The sequence below is a fragment of the Methylobacterium platani genome, from assembly GCF_001653715.1.
Classification (GTDB): domain Bacteria; phylum Pseudomonadota; class Alphaproteobacteria; order Rhizobiales; family Beijerinckiaceae; genus Methylobacterium; species Methylobacterium platani.
Window position 1 is genome coordinate 24,963 of record NZ_LWHQ01000064.1, and the last position, 20,982, is coordinate 45,944.

Below are 20,982 nucleotides of genomic sequence, written 5' to 3' on the forward strand. Positions count from 1 at the left end.
CTAACCGTAGGACGCCGCCCCGTCCCGCCGGATCAGGTCGGCGACGCGCTCGGCCATCATCACGGTCGGGATGTTGGTGTTGGCCCGCGGGATCGTCGGCATCAGGGAGGCGTCGCAGACGCTCAAGGCCTCGACGCCGCGCACCCGGGCGAGCCCGTCGCAGACGCTCATCGGGTCGTCGGCCGCGCCCATGCGGCAGGTGCCCGACGGATGCCAGGTGCCGCCGACCTCCGCCGACACGAAGGCGGCGAGCGCCCGCTCGTCGGCGAGCAGGCGGTCGAGGGTGACGCCTTGCGTGACGAGGCCGTGGATCAGCGCCGCCCGGGCCGGGCCGGCGAGGTCGAGGAGGCCCGACAGGATCCCGCGCTGCGCCGCCGGCCAGGGTTTGGGCGCCGCCGCCCGGGCGACCCGGGGCGAATAGCTCGCCGGGAAGACCGGGCCGCGCACGGCCGCGAGGGCCGGATCGCGCAGGGCCCGGGCGCCGCGGCGGACCGCATCCATCAGCCGGGCGTGGTCGCGGGGGTCGGACAGCATGCGGAAATCGACCTGCGGCTCGCTCCGCGGATCGGGCGAGGCCAGGACCACCTCGCCGCGCGAATACGACGTGTTGACCCAGAAGAAGATCCCGCCGATCCGCTCGCCGACGCTGTGCCAGCCCGTCCGCGACAGGATCGCGCCGTGCATGTCGCCCGGCGGCGTGCCGGGCAGGCCCGAGGAGTAGCGCAGGATCGCCTGCTCGTGGTGCTCGCCCCGGTCGCGGACCCGGCCGGCGCGGGTGAGGTAGGCTGAGACCGCGATCGAGGGATGCTCCATCAGGTTGCGGCCGACGCCCGGCCGGTCGGCGATCACCGGCACGCCGTGCCGGCCCAGGGCCGCCCCGGGGCCGACGCCGCTGCGCATGAGGAGGGCCGGGCTGTGGATCGCGCCCGCCGCCACCACGACGCGGTCGGCCGGGATCGTCTCCGACGGACCGCCGGCGAGCGGCGCGACCGCGGCGCCGACCGCCCGCCGGCCCTCGAACAGCACGCGCTCGGCCAGGAGGCCGGTGCGCACCACGAGGTTCGCCCGCGCCCGCACCGCCGGGGTGAGGTAGGCCACCGAGACCGGCACCCGCTCGCCCTCGTCCGAGATCGCGGTCGTGCCGGCATAGACCCCGTCGCGCCAGGGGCCGTTCTGGTCGGCCCCGGCCGGGTACCCTTGGGCGACGAGCGCCCGCATCGTGGCGGCGACGAAGGGCGAGAGCCGGTCCGGCGCGGCGCGGCGGATCGGCAGCGGGCCGTCGCGGCCGTGCAGCGGCCCGTCGTGATCGCGGTCGGATTCGAGCTTGCGGAAGTAGGGCAGGCAGGCCTCCCACGACCAGCCCTCGGCGCCGAGCGCGCCCCATGCGTCGTAATCGCCGGGCGCGCCGCGATTGGCCATCATGGCGTTGATCGCCGAGCCGCCGCCGAGGCGGCGCGCCTGCTCGTAAGCCCGCGGCGCCGGCGCCTCCGGGCGGTTGCCGGCCGGCGCCCCCATCCGGGCGGTCAGCGCCGGCCAGATGTTGCGCGGGTCGAGATAGGCCCGGCCGGGATAGCGGCTGCGGATCTCCGGCGGCATCGCGGCCGCGGTCAGGTCGTCGCCCGCCTCGACCAGGGTGACGCGGAACGACGGCTCCTCCGAGAGCCGCGCGGCGAGCACGCAGCCGGCCGAGCCGCCGCCGAGGATCAGGATCCTGGTCACGGGGCGTTGCGCGCCTTGCGGGCGCTCAGGCTCGCCGCCACCACGACGATCAGCGAGGCCGCGGTGAGGAGCGAGGAGATCGCCGCGATGGTCGGGTCGATCTCGTCGCGGAGCGCCGTGAACATCCGCTTCGTCAGGGTCTGGTTCTGGCCGCCGGCGATGAAGATCGCCACCACGGTCTCGTCGAGGGCCGAGATGAAGGCGAACAGCGCGCCCGAGACCACGCTCGGCCGGATCTGCGGCAGGGTGACGGCGAGGAAGGCGCGCAGGCGGTTCATGCCGAGGCTGCGCGCCACCATCTCCTGCGTCGGGTCGAAGCCGCGCAGGCCCGCCAGCACCGCGGTGACGACGTAGGGCGTGGCGAGCATCACGTTGGCGAGCACCAGCCCCGGCAGGGTGGCGAGCAGCCCGGTCTTCGCGAAGACGAAGAACACCCCGATCCCAGTGATGACGATCGGCACGACGAGCGGCAGGAGCAGGATCACCGTGAGGCTGCGGGCGAGCCGCGACCCGCTCATGCTGAGCGCGTAGGCCGCCGCGGTGCCGATCAGCGTCGCGCCGAGGGCGGTCGCGAGCGCCACCCCGAGGCTGACCCGCGCCGCCTGCATCCAGGCCGGGTTGCCGAAGAACGCCTCGTACCAGCGCAAGGAATAGCCCGGCGGCGGGAAGGTGAGGAACCGGGCGTTCGAGAACGACATCGGCACCACGATCAGGATCGGCAGCACCAGGAACAGCAGCACCAGGCCGACGAGGAGGCCGAGGGCGAGGCGGGGGGCGAGCGAGGCCGGCATGTCAGCGCGCTCCCATGATGCGCTCGAAGGGGACGACCCGGGAGGCGAGCCAGAACAGGACGGCCACGCACACCAGCAGTACGACCCCGATGGCGCTCGCCGCGCCCCACTGGTTGTAGATCTCGACGTTGCGGCTCACCAGCATCGACACCATGAAGGTGCGCCCGCCGCCCAAGAGCTCCGGCGTGATGTAGAAGCCGAGCGCCAGCACGAAGACCAGCACCGTGCCGGCGACGACGCCCGGCATCGACAGCGGCAGGAACACCCGCAGGAAGACGTGGAGGGGCCCGCCGCCGAGGCTGGCGCCGGCGAGCATCAGGTCGCGGGGGATGCGCTGCATCGTGGCGTAGAGCGGCAGCACCATGAACGGCAGGAGGATGTGCAGGGTGGCGAGCACCGTGCCGAACTCGTTGTTGATGAGCGCGACCGGCTGGTCGGTGAGGCCGAGGCCCTGGAGCATCGCGTTCACGAGGCCGCGGCGCTGCAGCAGCACCATCCAGGCATAGGCGCGCACCAGCACGCTGGTCCAGAACGGCAGGATCACCATCCCGAGCACCACCACGCTCCAGCGCCGGGGCAGGGTCGCGGCCGCGTAGGCGACCGGGTAGCCCAGCAGCAGCGCCAGCACCGTCACGGTGAGCGCGATGCGGAAGGTGAGCAGGAAGCTGCGCCAGTAGATGTCCTCGGTGAGGAAGCGCCGGTAATGCTCCAGGGTGAACGCCCCGTCGGTGGTGACCGACTGCACGGCGAGCCAGGCGAGCGGCACCACGAGGAGCGCCGCGACGACCGCGAGGGCGGGGGAGATGAGGGCGAGGACGAGGAGCCGCTCGCGCCGCTCGTGCCGCCGCAGGGCGGGGCTGGATGGTGTCATGGCGGGGGTGTCCGGGACGGATGTCGGCGGGACGAGGATGGCGCGAGAGGCGCTGCCGCAAATCTTTCCGCCTCTGCGCGGGGCTGTCCATGAAGAGAAAAGGCGCGGGTTTCCCCCTCTCCCCGCGGGCGGGGAGAGGCCTGAGCTCCGAAGGGGCTCAGGGAGCCGCGAACCGCAGGTTCGCCGCGAGGGTGAGGGGGGGGGTCCGGAGGAGCCTCACTCGTCGAGACCCCCTCACCCTCGCTCCGGCTCCGCCTCCGCTAGCTCCGTCGACGACAAGGTCGCCGGAGCCCTCTCCCCGCCCGCGGGGAGAGGGGATTTCCCTGCGCTTTTCTTTCTCCGGATAGTCCTGTCTTCTGAGGGGGAGGGTTACCAGCGGCAGCGTCCCCCCCTCACTTCCTCTGCACGAACTCCGCCCAGCGCTTGAGCGCCGCGTCACCCGCGTCCGAGGTCCACCACTCGGCCGAGAGCACCGCCTGCTTCCTGGCGTTCTCCGGGGAACTCGGCAGCTTGGCCGCCAGCGAGGCCGGGATGATGCCGGTGTCGAAGGCCGCCGGGTTGCCGGGGCCGTAGGGAATGTTGAGCGGCAGGTTGGCCTGGAGCTTCGGGTCGATCGCCTCGTTGACGAACTTCACGGCGGTGGCGAGGTTCGGGGCGTTCTTCAGGATGCAGAGCGAGGTGTTCTGCAGGATGCCCTGGTTGTAGGTGTAGTCGGCATCCGCGCCGGCCTCCATCACCGCGGAGACGCGGCCGTTCCAGATCATCTCCATGTCGACCTCGCCGCCCTGGATCAGCAGGGCCGACTGGCCGCCGGAGGTCCACCAGACCGAGATATGCGGCTTGATCGCCTCGAGCTTGCGGAAGGCGCGGTCGACGTCGAGGGGATACAGCTTGTCGGGGGCGACGCCGTCGGCCATCAGCGCGGCTTCGAGGGTGGCGAAGGGATGGTTGCGCAAGGCCCGGGCGCCCGGGAACTTCTTCACGTCCCAGAAATCGGCCCAGCTCTGCGGCGGGTTCTTGCCGTACTTGGACTTGCTGTAGGCGAGCACGCTCGAATAGAACTCGTAGGGCACCGAGTAGTCGGTCTTGTAGATCGCCGGGATCGCGGCGGCGTTCGGGATCTTCGAAAAGTCGAGCTTCTCGATCAGCCCGGCCTTGCCGCCGCGCACGCAATCCTGGGTCGGGGTGTCGACGACGTCCCAGGTCGGCTTGCCGGTCGCTCCCTGCGTGCGGATCACCGGCCAGGCATCGGGGGCGCTGTCCTGGTTGATGGTGATGCCGAGCGCCTTGGCGGCCGGATCGAGGATCGCCTTGGTCTGGGCCTGCTGGTAGGCGCCGCCCTGCGACACGAAGGTGACCTGCTCGGCGGCCAGGGCCGGGCCGCCCGCCCCGAGGAGGCAGGCCAGGACGGTGGTTCTGATGAGCGACGCCATCTCGACTTCCCCTCTGTTGTCGCCGGCCGCCTATCGGCCGATCGCGTCCAGGAATTGGTACCAGCCGGCGACGAGCCGGATCACCGGCTCGCGCAAGCCGTAGAACGGGACCGGCTGGAAGCCGCCGGCACCCAGCAGCGCCACGTCCGGGCGCTCGCCGAGGGCGAACGCGGCCGCGAGGCCGCCGAGGTGGCTCGACATCGCGACCCCGGCGCCGTTGTAGCCCATGGCGAAGCTGACGCGGTCGTCGAGCCGGCCGACATGCGGCAGCGCGTCCAGCGTCATGCCGACGAGGCCCGACCAGCGATAGGCGACGGCCGTGTCGGCCAGCGCCGGGAAGGTGCGCACCATCGCCCGCCGCAAGGTGGCGAAGGCGGCCTCGGAATCGGCGCGCCCGAAGGCGCCGCGGCCGCCGAACACCATCCGGTCGTCGACCATGCGGAACCAGCGCATCATCCGCCGGGTCTCGACGTAGATCCGCCGGCTCGGCAGGATCGCGGCCTTGAGATTGTCGGAGAGCGGCTCGGTGGCGAGGATCGCGCTGCGGAACGGGATCAGGCGGGTGCGCAAGGGTTCGCCCGCCCCGGTGAGGTCGGTGTAGCCGTTCGTCGCCACGATCACCTGGCGCGCCCGCACCGAGCCGCCCGGCGTCTCGACCCGGATGCCGCCCGCCTCGCGGTGGAAGCGGGTGGCGGGGCTTGCCTCGTGGATCGCGAGGCCCTTGCCCGCGACCGCCCGGGCGAGGCCGCGGGCGTAGTTGAGCGGCTGCAGGCCGCCGGCCTTCGTCGAGAGCACGCCGCCGACGAAATCCTGCGAGCCGGTCTCGGCCGCCACCGCCTCGCGGGACAGGACCGAGACGGAGGCGTCGCCCATCGCCCGGCGCATCCACTCCATGTCGGCGACGGTGGCGGCCAGGGTGGCGGGGGTGTGGGCGCATTTGAGCTGGCCGACCCGGGCGTAGTTGGCCTCCGCGATGCCGTGCTCGGAAATCAGCCGCTCCAGGGTCTCGACCGAGTCGTACGCGATGGCGTGCATGCGCTTGGCCACCGCGATGCCGTGCCGGCCCGCGATCGCCTGGAACGACGGGCGGTACTTCGCCGAGACCACGCCGCCGTTGCGCCCGCTGGCGCCCCAGCCGATGGCGCTGGCCTCCAGCACCACGGCCCGCTCGCCGCGCGCGGCGAGCGCGAGCGCCGCCGAGAGGCCGGTATAGCCGCCGCCGACGATCGCGACGTCGGCCTGGACGTCGCGATCGAGCGGCCCGAAGCGTCCGGCCGGCACCGCGCCGGCGGCCCAGAGCGAGGCGACCGGTGGCTTCGGGAAGGCGTCCATGGTCAGGCCGCCTGCCGGGCGGCGGCCGCGAAGGCCGCGTCGGCGGCGTCGGCGAGCTTTTCCAGCGTCGGGAAGTGGTAGTCGGGCGTCGTCAGCCGCGCGGGCTCGGGCGTGCCGCCGAAGCCGTCGAGGCCCTGGCGGCGCTCGATCCAGCACACGGTGTAGCCGAGGTCCCGGGCGACGCCGATGTCGTGGTACTGGCTCTGGGCGACGTGGAGCATGTCGCTCTGCTTGTAGCCGAGCGCCGATTGCCGGCCGCGGTTGAAGGCGAAGAATTGCGGGTTGGGCTTGGCGACGCCGGTATCGTCGTAGGTGACGCTGTCGTGGAACGGCATCCCGAGGGTGTGGGCGTAGAACGAGAAGGCCGAGCGGTCGGCGTTGGTCATCGCGACGAGGCGGTAATGCTTGCGCAGGCGCTTCAGGGCGGCCACCGAATCCGCGAAGGCCGGCCAGCGCAGCACCGAGAGCTGGAAGGCGTCGGCATCGGCGTCCGAGTTCGGGAAGCCGAGTTCCCGGGCGACGTGGCGGTAGACGTCGGCGAAGACCTCGCTCGAGCGCTCGTAGTTGAGCTCGCGGCCCTTGAGGTAGGAGGCGAAGATCGTCGCGTCGCTCAACTCCTCCCTGCTGCGGCCCGAGACGGCGCGCAGGTGGTCGAGGATGCCCTTCTCGAAGTCGATCAGGGTGCCGACGACGTCGAAGGTGAGGACCTTGAAGCTGTCGAGTGCGGGGGCGGGCATGGGACGTCCTTTCGGAGGGCGAGGAGGGGAGGGTCAGGCGGGCTCCGCCGGGACGACGATCGTGTCCTGCGGGTGGAGGAGGGCAGTGAGGACGCCGCCGGGGGCGGGAATCGCGAGGCGCCCGGCATGGTGGGCCGGCTGGCGCAGCGAGATCTCCGGCCCGTCGTCGAGGGCGACGAACACCCGCAGGCTCTCGCCCTGGTAGACGATGTCGGTCACCCGGCCCGTCAGGCGGTTGTAGCCGTCGGGGACGGCCTCGCCCGCGACGATCAGCTTCTCGGTCTGGATCGCCAGCAACAGGGCCTCGCCCGCCGGCAGGGGCCGGGCGCTGCGCAGGGTGGCGGACCCGAGCGCGACGGCGTCGGCACCGGCGCGGGTCACCGGCACCAGGGTCGATTCGCCGATGAAGCTCGCCACGAAGGCGCTCATCGGCCGGTCGTGCAGGCGCTCGGGCGTGTCGACCTGGGCAAGCCGCCCGCCGCGCAGGATGGCGATGCGGTCGCTCATCGTCAGCGCCTCGCGCTGGTCGTGGGTGACGTAGATGATGGTGGCCTCGAGCTGCCGGTGCAGGCGCCGCAGCTCGATCTGCATCGTCTCGCGCAGTTGCTTGTCGAGGGCCGAGAGCGGCTCGTCCATCAGGATCAGCCGCGGCCGGAACACGATGGCGCGGGCGAGCGCCACGCGCTGGCGCTGGCCGCCGGAGAGCTGCGAGATCGCCCGGTTCTCGTAGCCGGCGAGCTCGACCATCGCCAGCGCCTCCGCCACCCGCGTCCCCCAGGAGGCCTTCGGCTCGCGCCGGGCCCGCAGCGGGAAGGCGACGTTCTCCGCGACGGTGAGGTGCGGGAACAGGGCGTAGTTCTGGAACACGACCCCGATGTCGCGCTTGTGGGGCGGCACGAAGGTCATGTCGACCTCGCCGACATGCACGCTGCCGGAGGAGGGCACGGTGAAGCCGCCGAGGATGCCGAGCAGCGTGGTCTTGCCGGAGCCCGACGGCCCGAGGAGCGACAGGAACTCGCCGGGCGCGACCTCGAGGGAGACGTCGTCGAGGGCCGTGAAGGCCCCGTAGCGCCGGGTCGCGTTGCGGATCGACACCCCGACGCTGCCGCCGGCGAGCGCTCCGCCGCTCACGCCCGACTTCGATCCCGCTGCCGCCATCGTGGGGTGCCGCCTTCGCGTCCGCTGCCGTCGATGGACCGGATGCTCACAAAAGCGGTGCCCTGGTTCAATGTCGAAAGAATCCGCCGGGTCATAACTCCAGGTTATGACCTGTCGAAGCAGGCCCGGCTCAACGCGAGGTCCGGATAGAGCCGGTCGACCTTCGCGACGTCGGCGCGCATCTCGGCGACGATCCAGTCGCGCACGGCGGCGACCGAGCGGCGCAGGGGCCGCGAGCGCAGGTGGATGAGCTGGCATTCCCGCGCCGTGCGGGTGAGGCGGGAGGCGGCCGGCACGAGGTCGCCGGTCGAGAGCCAATGCGAGACCACGCTGGCCCAGCCGAGCGCCACGCCCTGGCCGAGGAGGGCGGCCTGCAGCACCACCGCGTAATCCGAAAAATTCAGCGAGGCGCGCGAGCCGTTCCAGTCCGGCCCCGGATCGACCCCGCCGATCCACATCGGCGAGGTGGCGGTGAGGTTGACGAAGGTGGTGCGGCGCTCGGCATCCGCCGCCCGGCCCGCCAGGTAGGCCGGGCTGCAGACCGGCAGCATCACCTCGTTCATCAGGAACACCGCCTCGTGGTCGAGGTCCGGTCCCTCGACGAAGCGCATGCCGAGATCGACGTCGTCGACCGGCCCGGCGAGCGCTCCCGGGATGAGCTGGAAGCGGAAATCGACCGAGGGGAACGCCTCCTGCAGGGTGTTGATGCGCGGCATCAGCCAGTGGGTGGTGAAGGCCGAGGACAGGGAGAGCGTGACCGTGTCGATGCCGGTGCGGCGGATGTCGATCTCGCGCAACGCCGCCTCGATGCCGCGAAAGCCATCCGCCACCCGGCGGTAGAGGATCGCGCCGTCCTCGGTGAGCGCGATCCCCTCGCCCGAGCGGTCGAGCAGGCGCACGCCGAGATGGCGCTCGAGCTGCGCCATCGCCTTGCTGACCGCCGGCTGGGTCACGTTCAGCTCGGCCGCCGCCCGGGTGAAGCTCGCGTTGCGCGCCACCGCCTCGAACACGAACAGGGCGTGGTTGGACGGCAGCATGCGTCGGAGCGGGTTCATCGCGGCGGCACGCCTCTCGTCTCGCGCGGTGCGCGGTTTCCGCCCCTATGCATTGTCGCCCCGGATCGCCGCGATCACCGCGTCGGTGACCTGGCGCGTCGTCGCCGGGCCGCCGAGGTCGGGGGTGTGCAGGCTGGAATCGGCGGTCACCCGCTCTACCGCCCGCATCAGCCGGTCCGCCGCGTCCGGCTCGCCGAGATGCTCGAGCATCTGGCAGGCGGTCCAGAACGTCGCGACCGGGTTGGCGATGCCCTTGCCGGCGATGTCGAAGGCCGAGCCGTGGATCGGCTCGAACATCGACGGGAACCTGCGCTCCGGGTTGATGTTCGCGGTCGGCGCGATGCCGAGCGAGCCGGCGAGCGCCGCGGCGAGGTCCGACAGGATGTCGGCGTGCAGGTTCGTCGCCACGATGGTGTCGAGGGTCTCGGGCTTGATCACCATCCGCATCGTCATGGCGTCGACCAGCATCTTGTCCCAGGTCACGTCCGGGAACTCCTGCGCCACCTCGGCGGCGATCTCGTCCCACATCACCATGGCGTGGCGCTGGGCGTTCGACTTCGTGACCACGGTGAGCAGCTTGCGCGGCCGGCTCCGGGCGAGCGTGAAGGCGTAGCGGATGATGCGGGCGACGCCGGTGCGGGTCATCATCGAGACGTCGGTGGCGACCTCCTCCGGATGGCCCTGGTGGACGCGCCCGCCGACGCCCGCATACTCGCCCTCCGAGTTCTCGCGCACGATCACCCAGTCGAGCTCGGGCCCGGAGACGTGGCGCAGCGGGCTGGTGATGCCGGGCAGGATCCGGGTCGGGCGGACGTTGGCATACTGGTCGAAGGGCTGGCAGATCGCGAGGCGCAGGCCCCACAGGCTGACGTGGTCGGGCACGTCCGGCGCGCCGACGGCACCGAAGAAGATCGCGTCGTGGTGCCGGATCCGCTCGCGGCCGTCGGCCGGCATCATCACGCCGTGCGTCCTGTAGTAGTCCGAGCCCCAGTCGAAGTGATCGAACCGGAACTTGAACGTTCCGGCCTTCTCGGCCAGGGCATCCAGCACCTCGATGCCGGCGGCGATGACCTCGATGCCGATGCCGTCGGCCGGGATCGCGGCGATCGTGTAGGTCTTGGTCATGACGGGTCTCCGGAGGGAGGGGCGGACGCGGCCGCGCCGCGGCTTTGCCCTCGGCGAGGGCGTCGCGCAACACCTCGTCGAGGGGGCCGCCGTGCGACGGAGGACGGACGGGCCCACGCCTCCGTCGGCCTGGCCCGCGTCACCATCCGGCGATGGGTGGCGAGCAGGCCCGGCAGGGCGGCGTCCGGCATCGCGGCGCGCACGGCGTCGCGGTCGGCCGTGCCGTCCATCCCGTGGACCCGCGAGCGCAGGCCCACATAGACCAGGGCGCCGTGGATGCCGAAGAGCAGCTCGAACTCGTCCGGCGCCAGGGGCTGGGCCTCGGGGCTCGGCAGGCCGGATTCCGCCCGCATGTCGGCCAGCACCAGAACAAGGCGCCGACCTGCCAGTACCGGGCGGTGGGTCACCCCGTCGCCACCATGGTGGCGGAAGGCCTCGTCGATCTCGGCGCCGCCCGGCTCGGGCTCGATCCCCTCGGCGTTCGCGAGCGCGACGTCATCCCGTACGACGCCTATCCGTGCGCCGGGGTGTCGGGCATCGAGCGCGAGACACTGTCGCACCAGGCGGCGCTCGCCAGGCCGAAGGAGATGATGGGCTACGATTCCCTGCGGGCCGAGCAGTCCGCTTTACGCGAGCAGGGTATCCATCGCGGCATCGGGCTTGCCGCCTTCATCGAGATCACCAACCCGTCGGCGGCCTTCGACGGGGTCGGGGGCGCGCGGATCTCCTCGCAGGACGGCTGAGGGGGTGGTACCGGAGGAGTCTCATCCGGAGACACCCCCTCACCTCCGACCCCGGCACCCGCTACGCCAGCGCCGAGGCGATCCTGGCGCTCGGCCATCCCGTGGGGACGGAGTGGCGGCGCGAGGCGCTGGGGTTCAACCCGCACGCGGCCCTGCCGGTGTCGCGGCTCGGGGTGCGGTTCACCGACGGGATCGCGGTCGACTACACCGTGCAGGTGACCGACCGCGACGGGAGCTTCCACGTCTGGGCGCGCAACCTCGACCGGACGCTGCAGCTCGAGTGGAAGACCGGCGACAGCCGCGAGTTCTCCTTACGCAACTACGCGATCGACTTCGACCACCTCGACGAGGTCGGCTCGACGGACGGCTCGACCTACCGGGTCGAGATGCTGACGCCGGCGCAGTTCCACTTCGCGACCTCGCTCGCGGGGATCGACTTCCGGCCCGAGATGCTGACGGCGCGGCTCGATGCCGCCACCGGTCACCTCGCCTACGCGGTCGGCCCGACGGGGCGGGCCAACCTGTCGGCGGACCCGGGGGCCTACGTCTCGGGCATCGCCAGCGATGCCGCGCCTGGACACCATGATATGCGCCGCGCGGCGTGATCGGCTGCCGTTGGGACATCATGGCAATGATTTCCATAAAATTTTAACGGCGACCGCCGCTGCCAAGCGCTCACGTAACGTTTTCTTCTGCGTGTCCTATTTTTTCCTTGAAGTTGCACAAGCTTTGCTGCTCCGTACAGCGGAGAGGCTCGCCTACGCCGCCCCGAAAGGGGCGTGACGCAGAGGAAGACGGCCGGTGGTTCGGCGCCTCTTCGGAGGTGGGCCGCGCCGACGGGTGTCGGGATCGTCTTCCATGCTGGCCGGGCAGGCGGCCTGACATTCGTATGACGCAGAAGGACGCATCATGGCGGACGGCATCGAGGCGAGCGCGGCGGCGGAGACGGGGCAGGACGGGGCGCTCGACCCGGCGCTGCTGGCGCAGGTCACGGCGTTCCGGACCCGGCTGCAGGCGAGCCTCGGCGAGGTGGTGCTGGCCCTGGTGAGCCTGCCGCGCTACCGGCACCTTTCGGTGTCGGACCTTCTGCCTTTGGTGATCGAGCCGCTGACGCGGGACCGGATCGCGATCGCGCGGACGGGCGGGGAGGGGCGCCTGGAGGAGACGGCGGGGATCGCGATCTGGGCGAGCGTGTCGGACGCGGTGGACGCCAAGATCCGCGAGCAGGTTCAGGCGCGGGTGTTTCCGGTTCGCCTGAAGCCGGAGGAGTGGACGAGCGGGGAGACGGCGTGGCTTCTGGACGTGATCGCGCCGTCGCAGCGTGTGGCGACGGCGGTTCTGGCGAATTTCCGTCAGGTGGTGCAGGACCGTGCGGTGCGGGTGCATCCGGTGGTGGCGCAACTGGTGGATCCGGCGGTGTTAGAGCGGATGCGAACCCCTGGGCACTGATAAGATAATTAATCTTGAATTTACGGGCGAGAGGCTGGCGAGATGGCTTATATACTGCGCACCGATCTGAACAACCCTTTGGGAGTGACAGAAATCGAATTGCCCGAGAAATATCAAAAGACAATATTCGATTATTTCAATAGAACTGTTTCCTATCCTGGATCCATACAGCGAGCGTCGTGGTTCACAGGAACAGTTTTTCCATCAGAGATTATGCCAACGCATTTAAAATTTATTAAAGGAATTAACATGTATGATTTTTTGGGCCTGCAAGGCGGGGGAGTATTAGTAAGTGAGCGATTTAAAGAGGCGATTGAGTCGATAGAGCCCAGTAAACACCAATTTTTTCCGGTAGAAATTGACTCAGATAGCGACGCTACTCTCCCAGGAAGATTTTACATTTTCAATGTTGTTGGCCAAATCGAGGCAATTATTGAAGAAAAGAGCAATCTAAATGCTACTGGTCGAGAGTACGTTAAGGGATGGATTTACGAAAAGAAGGTTGGGCCGTGGAAATGTGCTGTTGACTCGTCAATCGTATCAAATAGAGCGTGTTGGATTGATCGTCGATACGGCCACTGTTGGTTCGTTTCCGACAGATTGGCTGATCTTATTCGGCGACAAAATCTGACTGGATGCGATCTCGACGAATACTGCGAAGAAATCTAAATTATAGATGTGTATAATTGGAGATTAAAATGTCGATTTATGATTTTGATGACATTAATTTGCCAGCCGACGGTCTACGGCGCCTGGACGGCAGTTATTTTTTTGATCGCCCTCTTGCTAAGGGTGGTAATAATTTTAAAAGCGCATTTCGGAAGCAACATGTCCACCCAAAAGAAGACATGGCTGTGTTGGGCAAGGATTTCGTAGAAAGGATAAGTTCCGCTGATGTTGATCTGAGTGTAAGATTTAACGGTGCCGATTTTGCGCTGAACGGCTCAGCCCTACCCTATTCATACGCCGATGGCGTTCGTTTGGGTATGTCTGCGCATAGGGGAAGTCACGGTAGCTACACAGCAATCGTTAGAAAATACAGAGATGCTGCGTTACGCCGTGCGGAAATTATCAAAGAATTCAAATTCGACGAAATAATGCGATTAGAAAAGGCGACGTCTTTCGAAGACGGGCTGAAGAGCGCAGAGAAACTTGCAAACGATTTTATGGCTAGAGAGTGGAGGGGCGTCGAGAATGCATTACGATTGGCATACCAAATTGACGGGATTCCCGAAGCTAAGATTTCGAATCGCCCCGCACTCGCAATGCATGAAGGCGATTTATTTCTGAAATCATCAAGTTTTTCTAACGTTTTAGATTATAATCTTGATTTTTATTCTCGAATGCCGATCGAGAAAATTGCAGGCGAACTCGTTCTAGAAGAGGGCAAGATTGCAACAACGAAAGGTGGCACAGAAGCGTACCGAGCAGGGATCGAAGGCCGTACGCTGCCCTACGACCGAGAGCGCATCCTGTTAATGGAGCCCTCTGATTTCCCTGATGCAGCGGATCGGAAAAAATTTCTTGAGACACGTGCCGATATCATCGCGACTGACCAGTTAACGCGCGCCAACATCGCCAATCCTGAGCGGGTCGCGCAAATTCGCCAAACCGCGGAATTTACATCCTTCCGCGATACCATCTATGCGGCCATCTCGAATCCCAATGTCATTCGGGCCGGATCGAAGATTCCGACCGATTTAATCGGTGTGACTTCAGCCATCAGCAATCTCGCTATCGGTAAGGTAGGTGAAGATCTCGACCTGAGCCGCACCGAATCACGCGCGCTTCTGTCCGATATTATGTATAAGATGCAAGATGCCGATCCCATCGGCACGAAGAGATTGCGCACGCTCGACGAAAAAATAGATGCATTCTATAAGAACGAGGGCGGCGAGACCAGTGTACGCATTGGCTTGACATTGGCAATGCTCGGCGCTGCCGCGCTCTATCTCCAAACCGCCTACGCTGCCGACACCGTCGAAACCAAGCAATCGTTCGAGGATTGGGCCGCCGAGAAGGCGCCTGCCTTTCTGGCCTCCGTGCCGGCGGCAGCGGTCGAACTCGTCGGCCTGCATCTGCTCGCCATAGCCGGTCGGGTTGGCTTGGCCTTCGTCATCTCGACCGATGTCGCGATGGGCTACGAGGCCTTCACCAAGTTCGCCAAGAACTACGTCAAGGCCTATCCCGATAGCCAGCTCGCCGGACCGCTCGCCGCGCTGTCGGAAGCGTTCGCCACGATGGAGAAGACGACCGTCTTCAAAGCCGTGCATGAGTACTATTCAAAGCTCGGCGAAATTTCGAATTATATTACAGCGCCGCTCACCCCTAAAGTCGAGGTCTATACGGGAGCAACGGCCGCGCGCCTGCCCACCGATGTCGGGTGGAAAGTGTGGCTCTCCGGGCAGGATCAGGCGCAGATCTTCGGCAATGAAAATGCGAACATCCTGTTCCACAGCGGCTTCGGCGAAGTCTTCGGCGAGGGCGGCAACGACATCCTCCTCGGTCTCGCCGGAAAGGCCATCAAGAAGGGCGATCGGGTGTGGCCGTCGCGGGCCGACAGCCCCCTCGCCGAGGCCGATCTCGCGCTGAGGCTCGACGGCGGAGTGGGTAACGATTGGGTCATCGCGCTCGGCGGCAAGCAGGTCACCACCATCGGCGGCCTTGGACGTGACTGGATCTACAATCGGTCCGAGGGCGGGATCATCTACGGCGACAACGACAAGGACGGAAAGGCCGAAAACACCTTCGCCAACAGCGACAACATTTGGTACTCGCCCAACACCGTCGTCAAGGATGCTCAACACCGAGATTTCCTCAAGTTCTACGGCCTCACCCTCACCGGTGGCAGCGCCGAAGGTGGCATCGCTGGCCTCGCCGTGAGTGGCGCTTTCGGAGGCGCCACCGGTCTGGCCAATTTCTATCGCGCTTTCGACGAGAACGGAAAATACGACCCATCCCGGTCGATCTACTTCGACCACCTCATTCCCTGGATGACATACATGTTCCGCCCGAACGCATCGGGCAAACTCGACATGTACGTTACCAACCTCTTTGATCAGGTTTTCAATGCCATCTACGGTGGAAGTACCAAAGAGGCGTACAAGAAACAGCAGGAACTCGACAAGCAGGGCATCCTCAAGGGCTGGATGAAGGTCGAGAACTTCGATCTCGCCATCAGCCTCTGGGGTGCGGAACAGCCAGCGCTCGCGCGTGAGGGCACCTTCAACATGGTGTTCAAGGCCGCCAATCCGGTGGCCGACCTCCTCGCCCTCATGGCCCCGCTCCTCCACACCGCCATCGGCCAGGGCCTCGCTGCCAAGTACGGCGGCCTCGCCCTCGTCGAGCAGGCCCTCACACTCGCCGCCGCCACCGTGCGCCGCGCCAAGGGAGCTGCGTGGGCTGTCGACCTCGACCCCCTCGTCATCGACCTCGACGGCGACGGCATCGAGACCACCGAACTCGCCACCTCCGGCGTCTATTTCGACCTCGACCAGGATCTCTTCGCCGAGCGCACCGGCTGGATCGGTGCCGATGACGGCTTCCTGGTCCGCGACCGCAACGGCAACGGCCGCATCGACGACATCGCCGAGATGTTCGGCGGCGTCGGACGCTCGGGCTTCGCCGACCTCTCGGCGCTCGATTCCGACGGGGACGGCCGCATCACCAGGGCTGACCTGCTCTGGTCCACCCTCCAGGTCTGGCGCGACGGCGACGGCGACGGCGAGACCGATGCCGGCGAACTCCTCTCGCTGGAGGCCCTCGGCATCACCGAGATCGGCCTGGCGACGCAAGGTCTCGACGCCACCACCCCGCAGGGCACCCGCCTGACCGCCGCCGGACAGGTCACCTTCACGGATGGCCGCACCCGCCGCATCTTCGACGCGGTGCTGCCGGCCAACGACACCGACACCCGCTATGCCGGCGAGGCCGGCCGCGCCGCCTGGCAGGGCAGCGCCCGCCTCGATCTCAAGGGCTTCGGCCGCGTCACCGACCTCGCGGTCGCCACCGCCAACGACATCGCGCTCGGACAGCGCGCCGCCGCCACCGCCGCCGCGATGACGGTGCCGCGGATGCGCGACCTCGTCGCAACGGTCGGCGACCTGCTCGGCGCCTGGGGGGCGAGCCAGGAACAGACCCGCGAGCTCACCCCGGTGCTCACCGGCGTTGATGCCGCCGGTGCAGCCGTGCTGCTCGACCGCGGCGTCTACGTCGAGGATGCGGCGGGCGGGTACTGGACGCTCGCGTCCGGCACGCTCCTGCGCGACGCCGCCGGCGCGGCGATCGCCCGCGCCACCCTGGAGGACGTGCTGGCGCAAGGCGCCGGCTGGCGCCTGGAGCAGACCTGGTCGCCCTCCGAGCGCGCCGCGGCGCTCGGCCACCGCGAGGCGGCGCCCTACCTGATGCGGGTGGTCGACGGGCGCGCGGTGATCCTCGATCACGGCGTGCGCCGGTCCGACGGCTCCTGGAGCCTCGCCTCCGACCCCGGCACCCGCTACGCCAGCGCCGAGGCGATCCTGGCGCTCGGCCATCCCGTGGGGACGGAGTGGCGGCGCGAGGCGCTGGGGTTCAACCCGCACGCGGCCCTGCCGGTGTCGCGGCTCGGGGTGCGGTTCACCGACGGGATCGCGGTCGACTACACCGTGCAGGTGACCGACCGCGACGGGAGCTTCCACGTCTGGGCGCGCAACCTCGACCGGGCGCTGCAGCTCGAGTGGAAGACCGGCGACAGCCGCGAGTTCTCCTTACGCAACTACGCGATCGACTTCGACCACCTCGACGAGGTCGGCTCGACGGATTCCTCGACCTACCGGGTCGAGATGCTGACGCCGGCGCAGTTCCACTTCGCGACCTCGCTGGCGGGGATCGACTTCCGGCCCGAGATGCTGACGGCGCGGCTCGATGCCGCCACCGGTCACCTCGCCTACGCGGTCGGCCCGACGGGGCGGGCCAACCTGTCGGCGGACCCGGGGGCCTGCGTCTCGGGCATCGCCAGCGATATCGCGCCTGGACACCATGATATGCGCCGCGCGGCGTGATCGTCTGCCGTTGGGACATCATGGCAATGATTTCCATAAAATTTTAACGACGACCGCCGCTGCCAAGCGCTCACGTAACGTTTTATTCCACGTGTCCGATTTTTTCCTTGAAGTTGCACAAGCTTTGCTGTTCCGTACAGCGGAGAGGCTCGCGCACGCCGCCCCGAGTGGGGAGTGACGCAGAGGAAGACGGCCGGTGGTTCGGCGCCTCTTCGGAGGTGGCCGCGCCGACGGGTGTCGGGATCGTCTCCCATGCTGGCCGGGCAGGCGGCATGACATTCGTATGACGCAGAAGGACGCATCATGGCGGACGGCATCGAGGCGAGCGCGGCGGCGGAGACGGGGCAGGACGGGGCGCTCGACCCGGCGCTGCTGGCGCAGGTCACGGCGTTCCGGACCCGGCTGCAGGCGAGCATCGGCGAGGTGGTGCTGGCCCTGGTGAGCCTGCCGCGCTACCGGCACCTCGCGGTGTCGGACCTTCTGTCCGTGGTGATCGAGCCTCTGACGCGGGACCGGATTGCGATCGCGCGGACAGGCGGGGAGGGGCGCCTTGAGGAGACGGCGGGGATCGCGATCTGGGCGAGCGTGTCGGACGAGGTGGATGCCAAGATCCGCGAGCAGGTGCAGGCGCGGGTGTTTCCGGTTCGTCTGAAGCCGGAGGAGTGGACGAGCGGGGAGACGGCGTGGCTTCTGGACGTGATCGCGCCGTCGCAGCGTGTGGCGACGGCGGTTCTGGCGAATTTTCGTCAGGTGGTGCAGGACCGTGCGGTGCGGGTGCATCCGGTGGTGGCGCAGCTTGTGGATCCGGCGGTGTTGGAGCGGATGCGGGGTCGTCTTCCTCAAAATATCGAGAATTGAAAAATTTAAGAAAATGGCATAATTTGAAGCAGGCTGCGTAGAGGCTTGAGACATGACAAATCGAAACTCATGGAAAGAAGAGTTGTCTTCTTGGTATGAGAGTCATTCAAGGGTAAGCGATAGTCAAAATACTATCGAGAGTCCAGCATCGCTCCCGCGCGCAAGGCTGACAAATTTAATAGAATGCTGTAGACTAGCGAGATCGGACGAAGAAATTTGGGGAAAATTTGAGGCACTAAATAATAAATTGAAAAGTGGATCTTTAACACCAAAAGAGTATTCAGAAGGAGATTTCGATGAAAATTACGAGGCAAGTGTTTTGATGAGTGAATTTGTACGCTGGTTCAGAATAAAAAATAATATAAAAGAAGTGCGAGCTCCGTACTCTACATGTTATTTAGTTCTAAAAAACATGGCACAGCAAGGAGGTAAAATGGAGGCGAATGATATAAAAGCCTCATTTCTAGAGATGAGCAACATGGTTGTTGATGATACCTGATGCTAATGATAATATAAACACTTTCGCTTTGCGATAGGGGTGTCCCTGTGAGTGTTGTAAATCTTTTAGACACTGGCGCTGCTTACACACTCGCAAGCATGGGTGGGTTAGACGCTCTAACCGCCGGAGGGCGGAAAGTTCTTATTACTCAGGATATTTATGACGAGATAATGCGCAGTTTAGACTTTGGGCCAAAATTCCAACAATGGTATAATAATAATTTGGGAAGCATTATTCAGATTGACGATCCAATCACCGAAGCCGATAAGAAAAAATACAATCCAACAAATAAATCAAAGCAAGAAGGTGACATTTCTATAAAAAAATTCTTAGAAAAGAATCGCGCGAATGGGGTACTATATGAAATTATAACAGAAGACAAAGATTTGCATGCTTATCGCGGAGTGGGTAATTTTCGAGTTCATCAATCGACGCCCGGATTTATCGGAGAAGTAATTTTAGACAAGCGAGTTTCCGTCGAGCAAGCGGTCGCATTGTCAGATAAAATGAAAAAAACTTCGAGGTTGTCGAATATTACTCGGGATCATCAATTTAGCTTCGACGAAGTTGATATAAGGGCATATTATGGCTCAGATACTATAAAGAGTGGAGGTTTTTCCAGCGCGGCCAAGGCGGGATTCAAGGTAACAGCTATAGTTGCGATTGTCGAGATACTTCGTCAGGTTGGTATTGTTGGTGATGTGCTTAGCTTTGGGGTAACCGTTGCGCAAGCGGCAGAGCTTCGATCGAAGAACGATGTTCAGAGTGCTAATCGGCTATGGGCGTCGTACATCTTCGAAACTGCTGGTGGACTTACAGGCGGCGCGCTTGGGGCGTTTTTCGCGACAGCCATCCTCAAGGGATATGGGGGTCTGTGGGGGCCGATAATCGGGGCTGTTGCTGGAGGCGTAGGAGCATCATACGCTGGCGCTGAGCTTGGAGGCTATCTATACGATCTCAATAACAAGATTTTCGACTCATATATAAACCCTATTTACGATCAGCTCTCTGAATTGAATCCGTTTGATGACGGTGAAACTTCGGATGACTACGTTAAAAAGATAGCGGCAAGCTTTGGATTCGACTTCGAGACTGGTACCGGAGGCAGTGGTGACGATTGGTTGCTCGCTACAAAGTGGTCGCATCTAAATGGATCTGGCGGTAATGATATATTAATTGGTTGGGATCCCAAATTTGTCAATGCGGGATCTCCCGTTGACCCCGCAAATAAAGAAAGTCCGGTCGCGCCAAAAGACCTGTCGATGGTCATTGATGGTGGGTCCGGTAAAGATTTGGTTGTCACAATTGGCGGTAAGCGCGCAACAACGGCAGGTGGAATCGGCAGGGACTGGATCTACAACCGTTCATACGGCGGCGAGATATATGGCGACACCATCGATCGCCTCGATCCGGCCACCGGCAAAACCATCGAGGACAATGCCGCCAACAGCGACGACATCTGGTACTCGCCCAATACTGTCGTCAAGGACGCCCAGCACCACGACTTCCTCAAGTTCTACGGCCTCACCCTCACCGGCGGCAACGCCGAAGGCGGCGTCCTCGGGCTCGCCTTGAACGGCAGCCTCGGCGGCGCCATGGGGCTTGCTAACCTCTACGCCTCCCTCGACGAGAACGGGAAGTACGATCCCGCCCGCTCGATCTACTTCGATCATCTCCTTCCCTGGATGACATACATGTTCCGCCCCAACGCCAGGGGCGGTCTCGACATGTATATCACCAATTCCTTCGATCAGGTCTTCAATGCCGTGTTCGGCGGATCGCCGAGCGAGGCCTACAAGGCGCAGCAGGAGCTCGACAAGCAGGGCATCCTCAAGGGATGGATGAAGGTTGAGAACTTCGACCTCGTCGGAAGCTACCTCGGCGGTCTCCAGAACGGGCTCGACCGCCAGGGCACCTTCAACATGGTGTTCAAGGCCGCCAACCCGATCGGCGACCTCCTCGCCCTCATGGCGCCCCTCCTCGGCGGTGCCATCGGCTATGGTCTCGCCGCCAAGTATGGCGGCCTCGCCCTCGTCGAGCAGGCCCTCACCCTCTCGGCCGCGGTTGCCCGCTCCGCCAAGGGAACCGCCTGGTCCTCCGAGATCGATCCCCTCGTCATCGACCTCGACGGCGACGGCATCGAGACCACCGAACTCGCCACCTCCGGCGTCTA

General features: G+C 65.7%; 15 protein-coding genes and 1 pseudogene. 7 read left to right on the top strand and 9 right to left on the bottom strand.

The window, feature by feature from the left end:
- The 9 genes from A5481_RS27120 to A5481_RS27160 all read right to left on the bottom strand — a co-directional run bounded on the left by A5481_RS27120 (position 1) and on the right by A5481_RS27160 (position 10,221).
- The gene (locus A5481_RS27120; RefSeq protein WP_048432967.1) at positions 1-1,719 is read right to left on the bottom strand and encodes a GMC family oxidoreductase; all 1,719 of its coding nucleotides are present in this window, start codon (positions 1,717-1,719) and stop codon (positions 1-3) included.
- On the bottom strand, positions 1,716-2,510 hold the full coding sequence (locus A5481_RS27125; RefSeq protein WP_048432966.1) for an ABC transporter permease: 795 nt from the start codon (positions 2,508-2,510) through the stop codon (positions 1,716-1,718). The genes A5481_RS27120 and A5481_RS27125 overlap by 4 nt, the downstream gene beginning before the upstream one ends.
- Position 2,511: 1 nt before the next feature.
- Entirely contained in the window at positions 2,512-3,381 is an 870-nt protein-coding gene (locus tag A5481_RS27130) for an ABC transporter permease (protein WP_048432965.1), read from the bottom strand.
- Between the two features lie 392 nt (positions 3,382-3,773).
- Positions 3,774-4,814 (bottom strand): ABC transporter substrate-binding protein, encoded by a 1,041-nt coding sequence (locus A5481_RS27135; protein ID WP_048432964.1) that lies wholly within the window; start codon positions 4,812-4,814, stop codon positions 3,774-3,776.
- A gap of 30 nt (positions 4,815-4,844) precedes the next feature.
- Positions 4,845-6,146, bottom strand: coding sequence for an NAD(P)/FAD-dependent oxidoreductase (locus A5481_RS27140; protein ID WP_048432963.1), 1,302 nt, complete (start codon positions 6,144-6,146; stop codon positions 4,845-4,847).
- A 2-nt stretch (positions 6,147-6,148) separates the two neighbouring features.
- Positions 6,149-6,883, bottom strand: coding sequence for an HAD-IA family hydrolase (locus A5481_RS27145; RefSeq protein WP_048432962.1), 735 nt, complete (start codon positions 6,881-6,883; stop codon positions 6,149-6,151).
- Between the two features lie 33 nt (positions 6,884-6,916).
- Complete coding sequence (locus tag A5481_RS27150; RefSeq protein ID WP_048432961.1) at positions 6,917-8,041, bottom strand: ABC transporter ATP-binding protein; 1,125 nt, start codon at positions 8,039-8,041, stop codon at positions 6,917-6,919.
- A gap of 104 nt (positions 8,042-8,145) precedes the next feature.
- Complete coding sequence (locus A5481_RS27155; RefSeq protein ID WP_048432960.1) at positions 8,146-9,096, bottom strand: LysR family transcriptional regulator; 951 nt, start codon at positions 9,094-9,096, stop codon at positions 8,146-8,148.
- Between the two features lie 45 nt (positions 9,097-9,141).
- Entirely contained in the window at positions 9,142-10,221 is a 1,080-nt protein-coding gene (locus A5481_RS27160) for a tartrate dehydrogenase (protein ID WP_048432959.1), read from the bottom strand.
- Between the two features lie 365 nt (positions 10,222-10,586).
- Between A5481_RS27160 and A5481_RS32835 the strand changes: the two are divergent.
- The 7 genes and pseudogenes from A5481_RS32835 to A5481_RS33980 all read left to right on the top strand — a co-directional run.
- A pseudogene (locus tag A5481_RS32835) lies at positions 10,587-10,961 on the top strand (molybdopterin cofactor-binding domain-containing protein); the annotation flags it as partial.
- 104 nt (positions 10,962-11,065) lie between these two features.
- Positions 11,066-11,569, top strand: a complete 504-nt coding sequence (locus tag A5481_RS27170; protein ID WP_048432957.1) for a hypothetical protein — start codon at positions 11,066-11,068, stop codon at positions 11,567-11,569.
- Between the two features lie 304 nt (positions 11,570-11,873).
- Positions 11,874-12,413, top strand: a complete 540-nt coding sequence (locus A5481_RS27175; protein ID WP_048432956.1) for a toxin-activating lysine-acyltransferase — start codon at positions 11,874-11,876, stop codon at positions 12,411-12,413.
- 42 nt (positions 12,414-12,455) lie between these two features.
- Complete coding sequence (locus A5481_RS33975; RefSeq protein ID WP_156311778.1) at positions 12,456-13,082, top strand: imm11 family protein; 627 nt, start codon at positions 12,456-12,458, stop codon at positions 13,080-13,082.
- A 29-nt stretch (positions 13,083-13,111) separates the two neighbouring features.
- Entirely contained in the window at positions 13,112-17,452 is a 4,341-nt protein-coding gene (locus A5481_RS27180) for a hypothetical protein (RefSeq protein WP_156655656.1), read from the top strand.
- A gap of 303 nt (positions 17,453-17,755) precedes the next feature.
- Positions 17,756-18,310, top strand: a complete 555-nt coding sequence (locus A5481_RS27185) for a toxin-activating lysine-acyltransferase (protein ID WP_048437265.1) — start codon at positions 17,756-17,758, stop codon at positions 18,308-18,310.
- Between the two features lie 52 nt (positions 18,311-18,362).
- On the top strand, positions 18,363-18,809 hold the full coding sequence (locus A5481_RS33980; protein WP_156312157.1) for a hypothetical protein: 447 nt from the start codon (positions 18,363-18,365) through the stop codon (positions 18,807-18,809).
- Positions 18,810-20,982 lie beyond the last annotated feature (2,173 nt).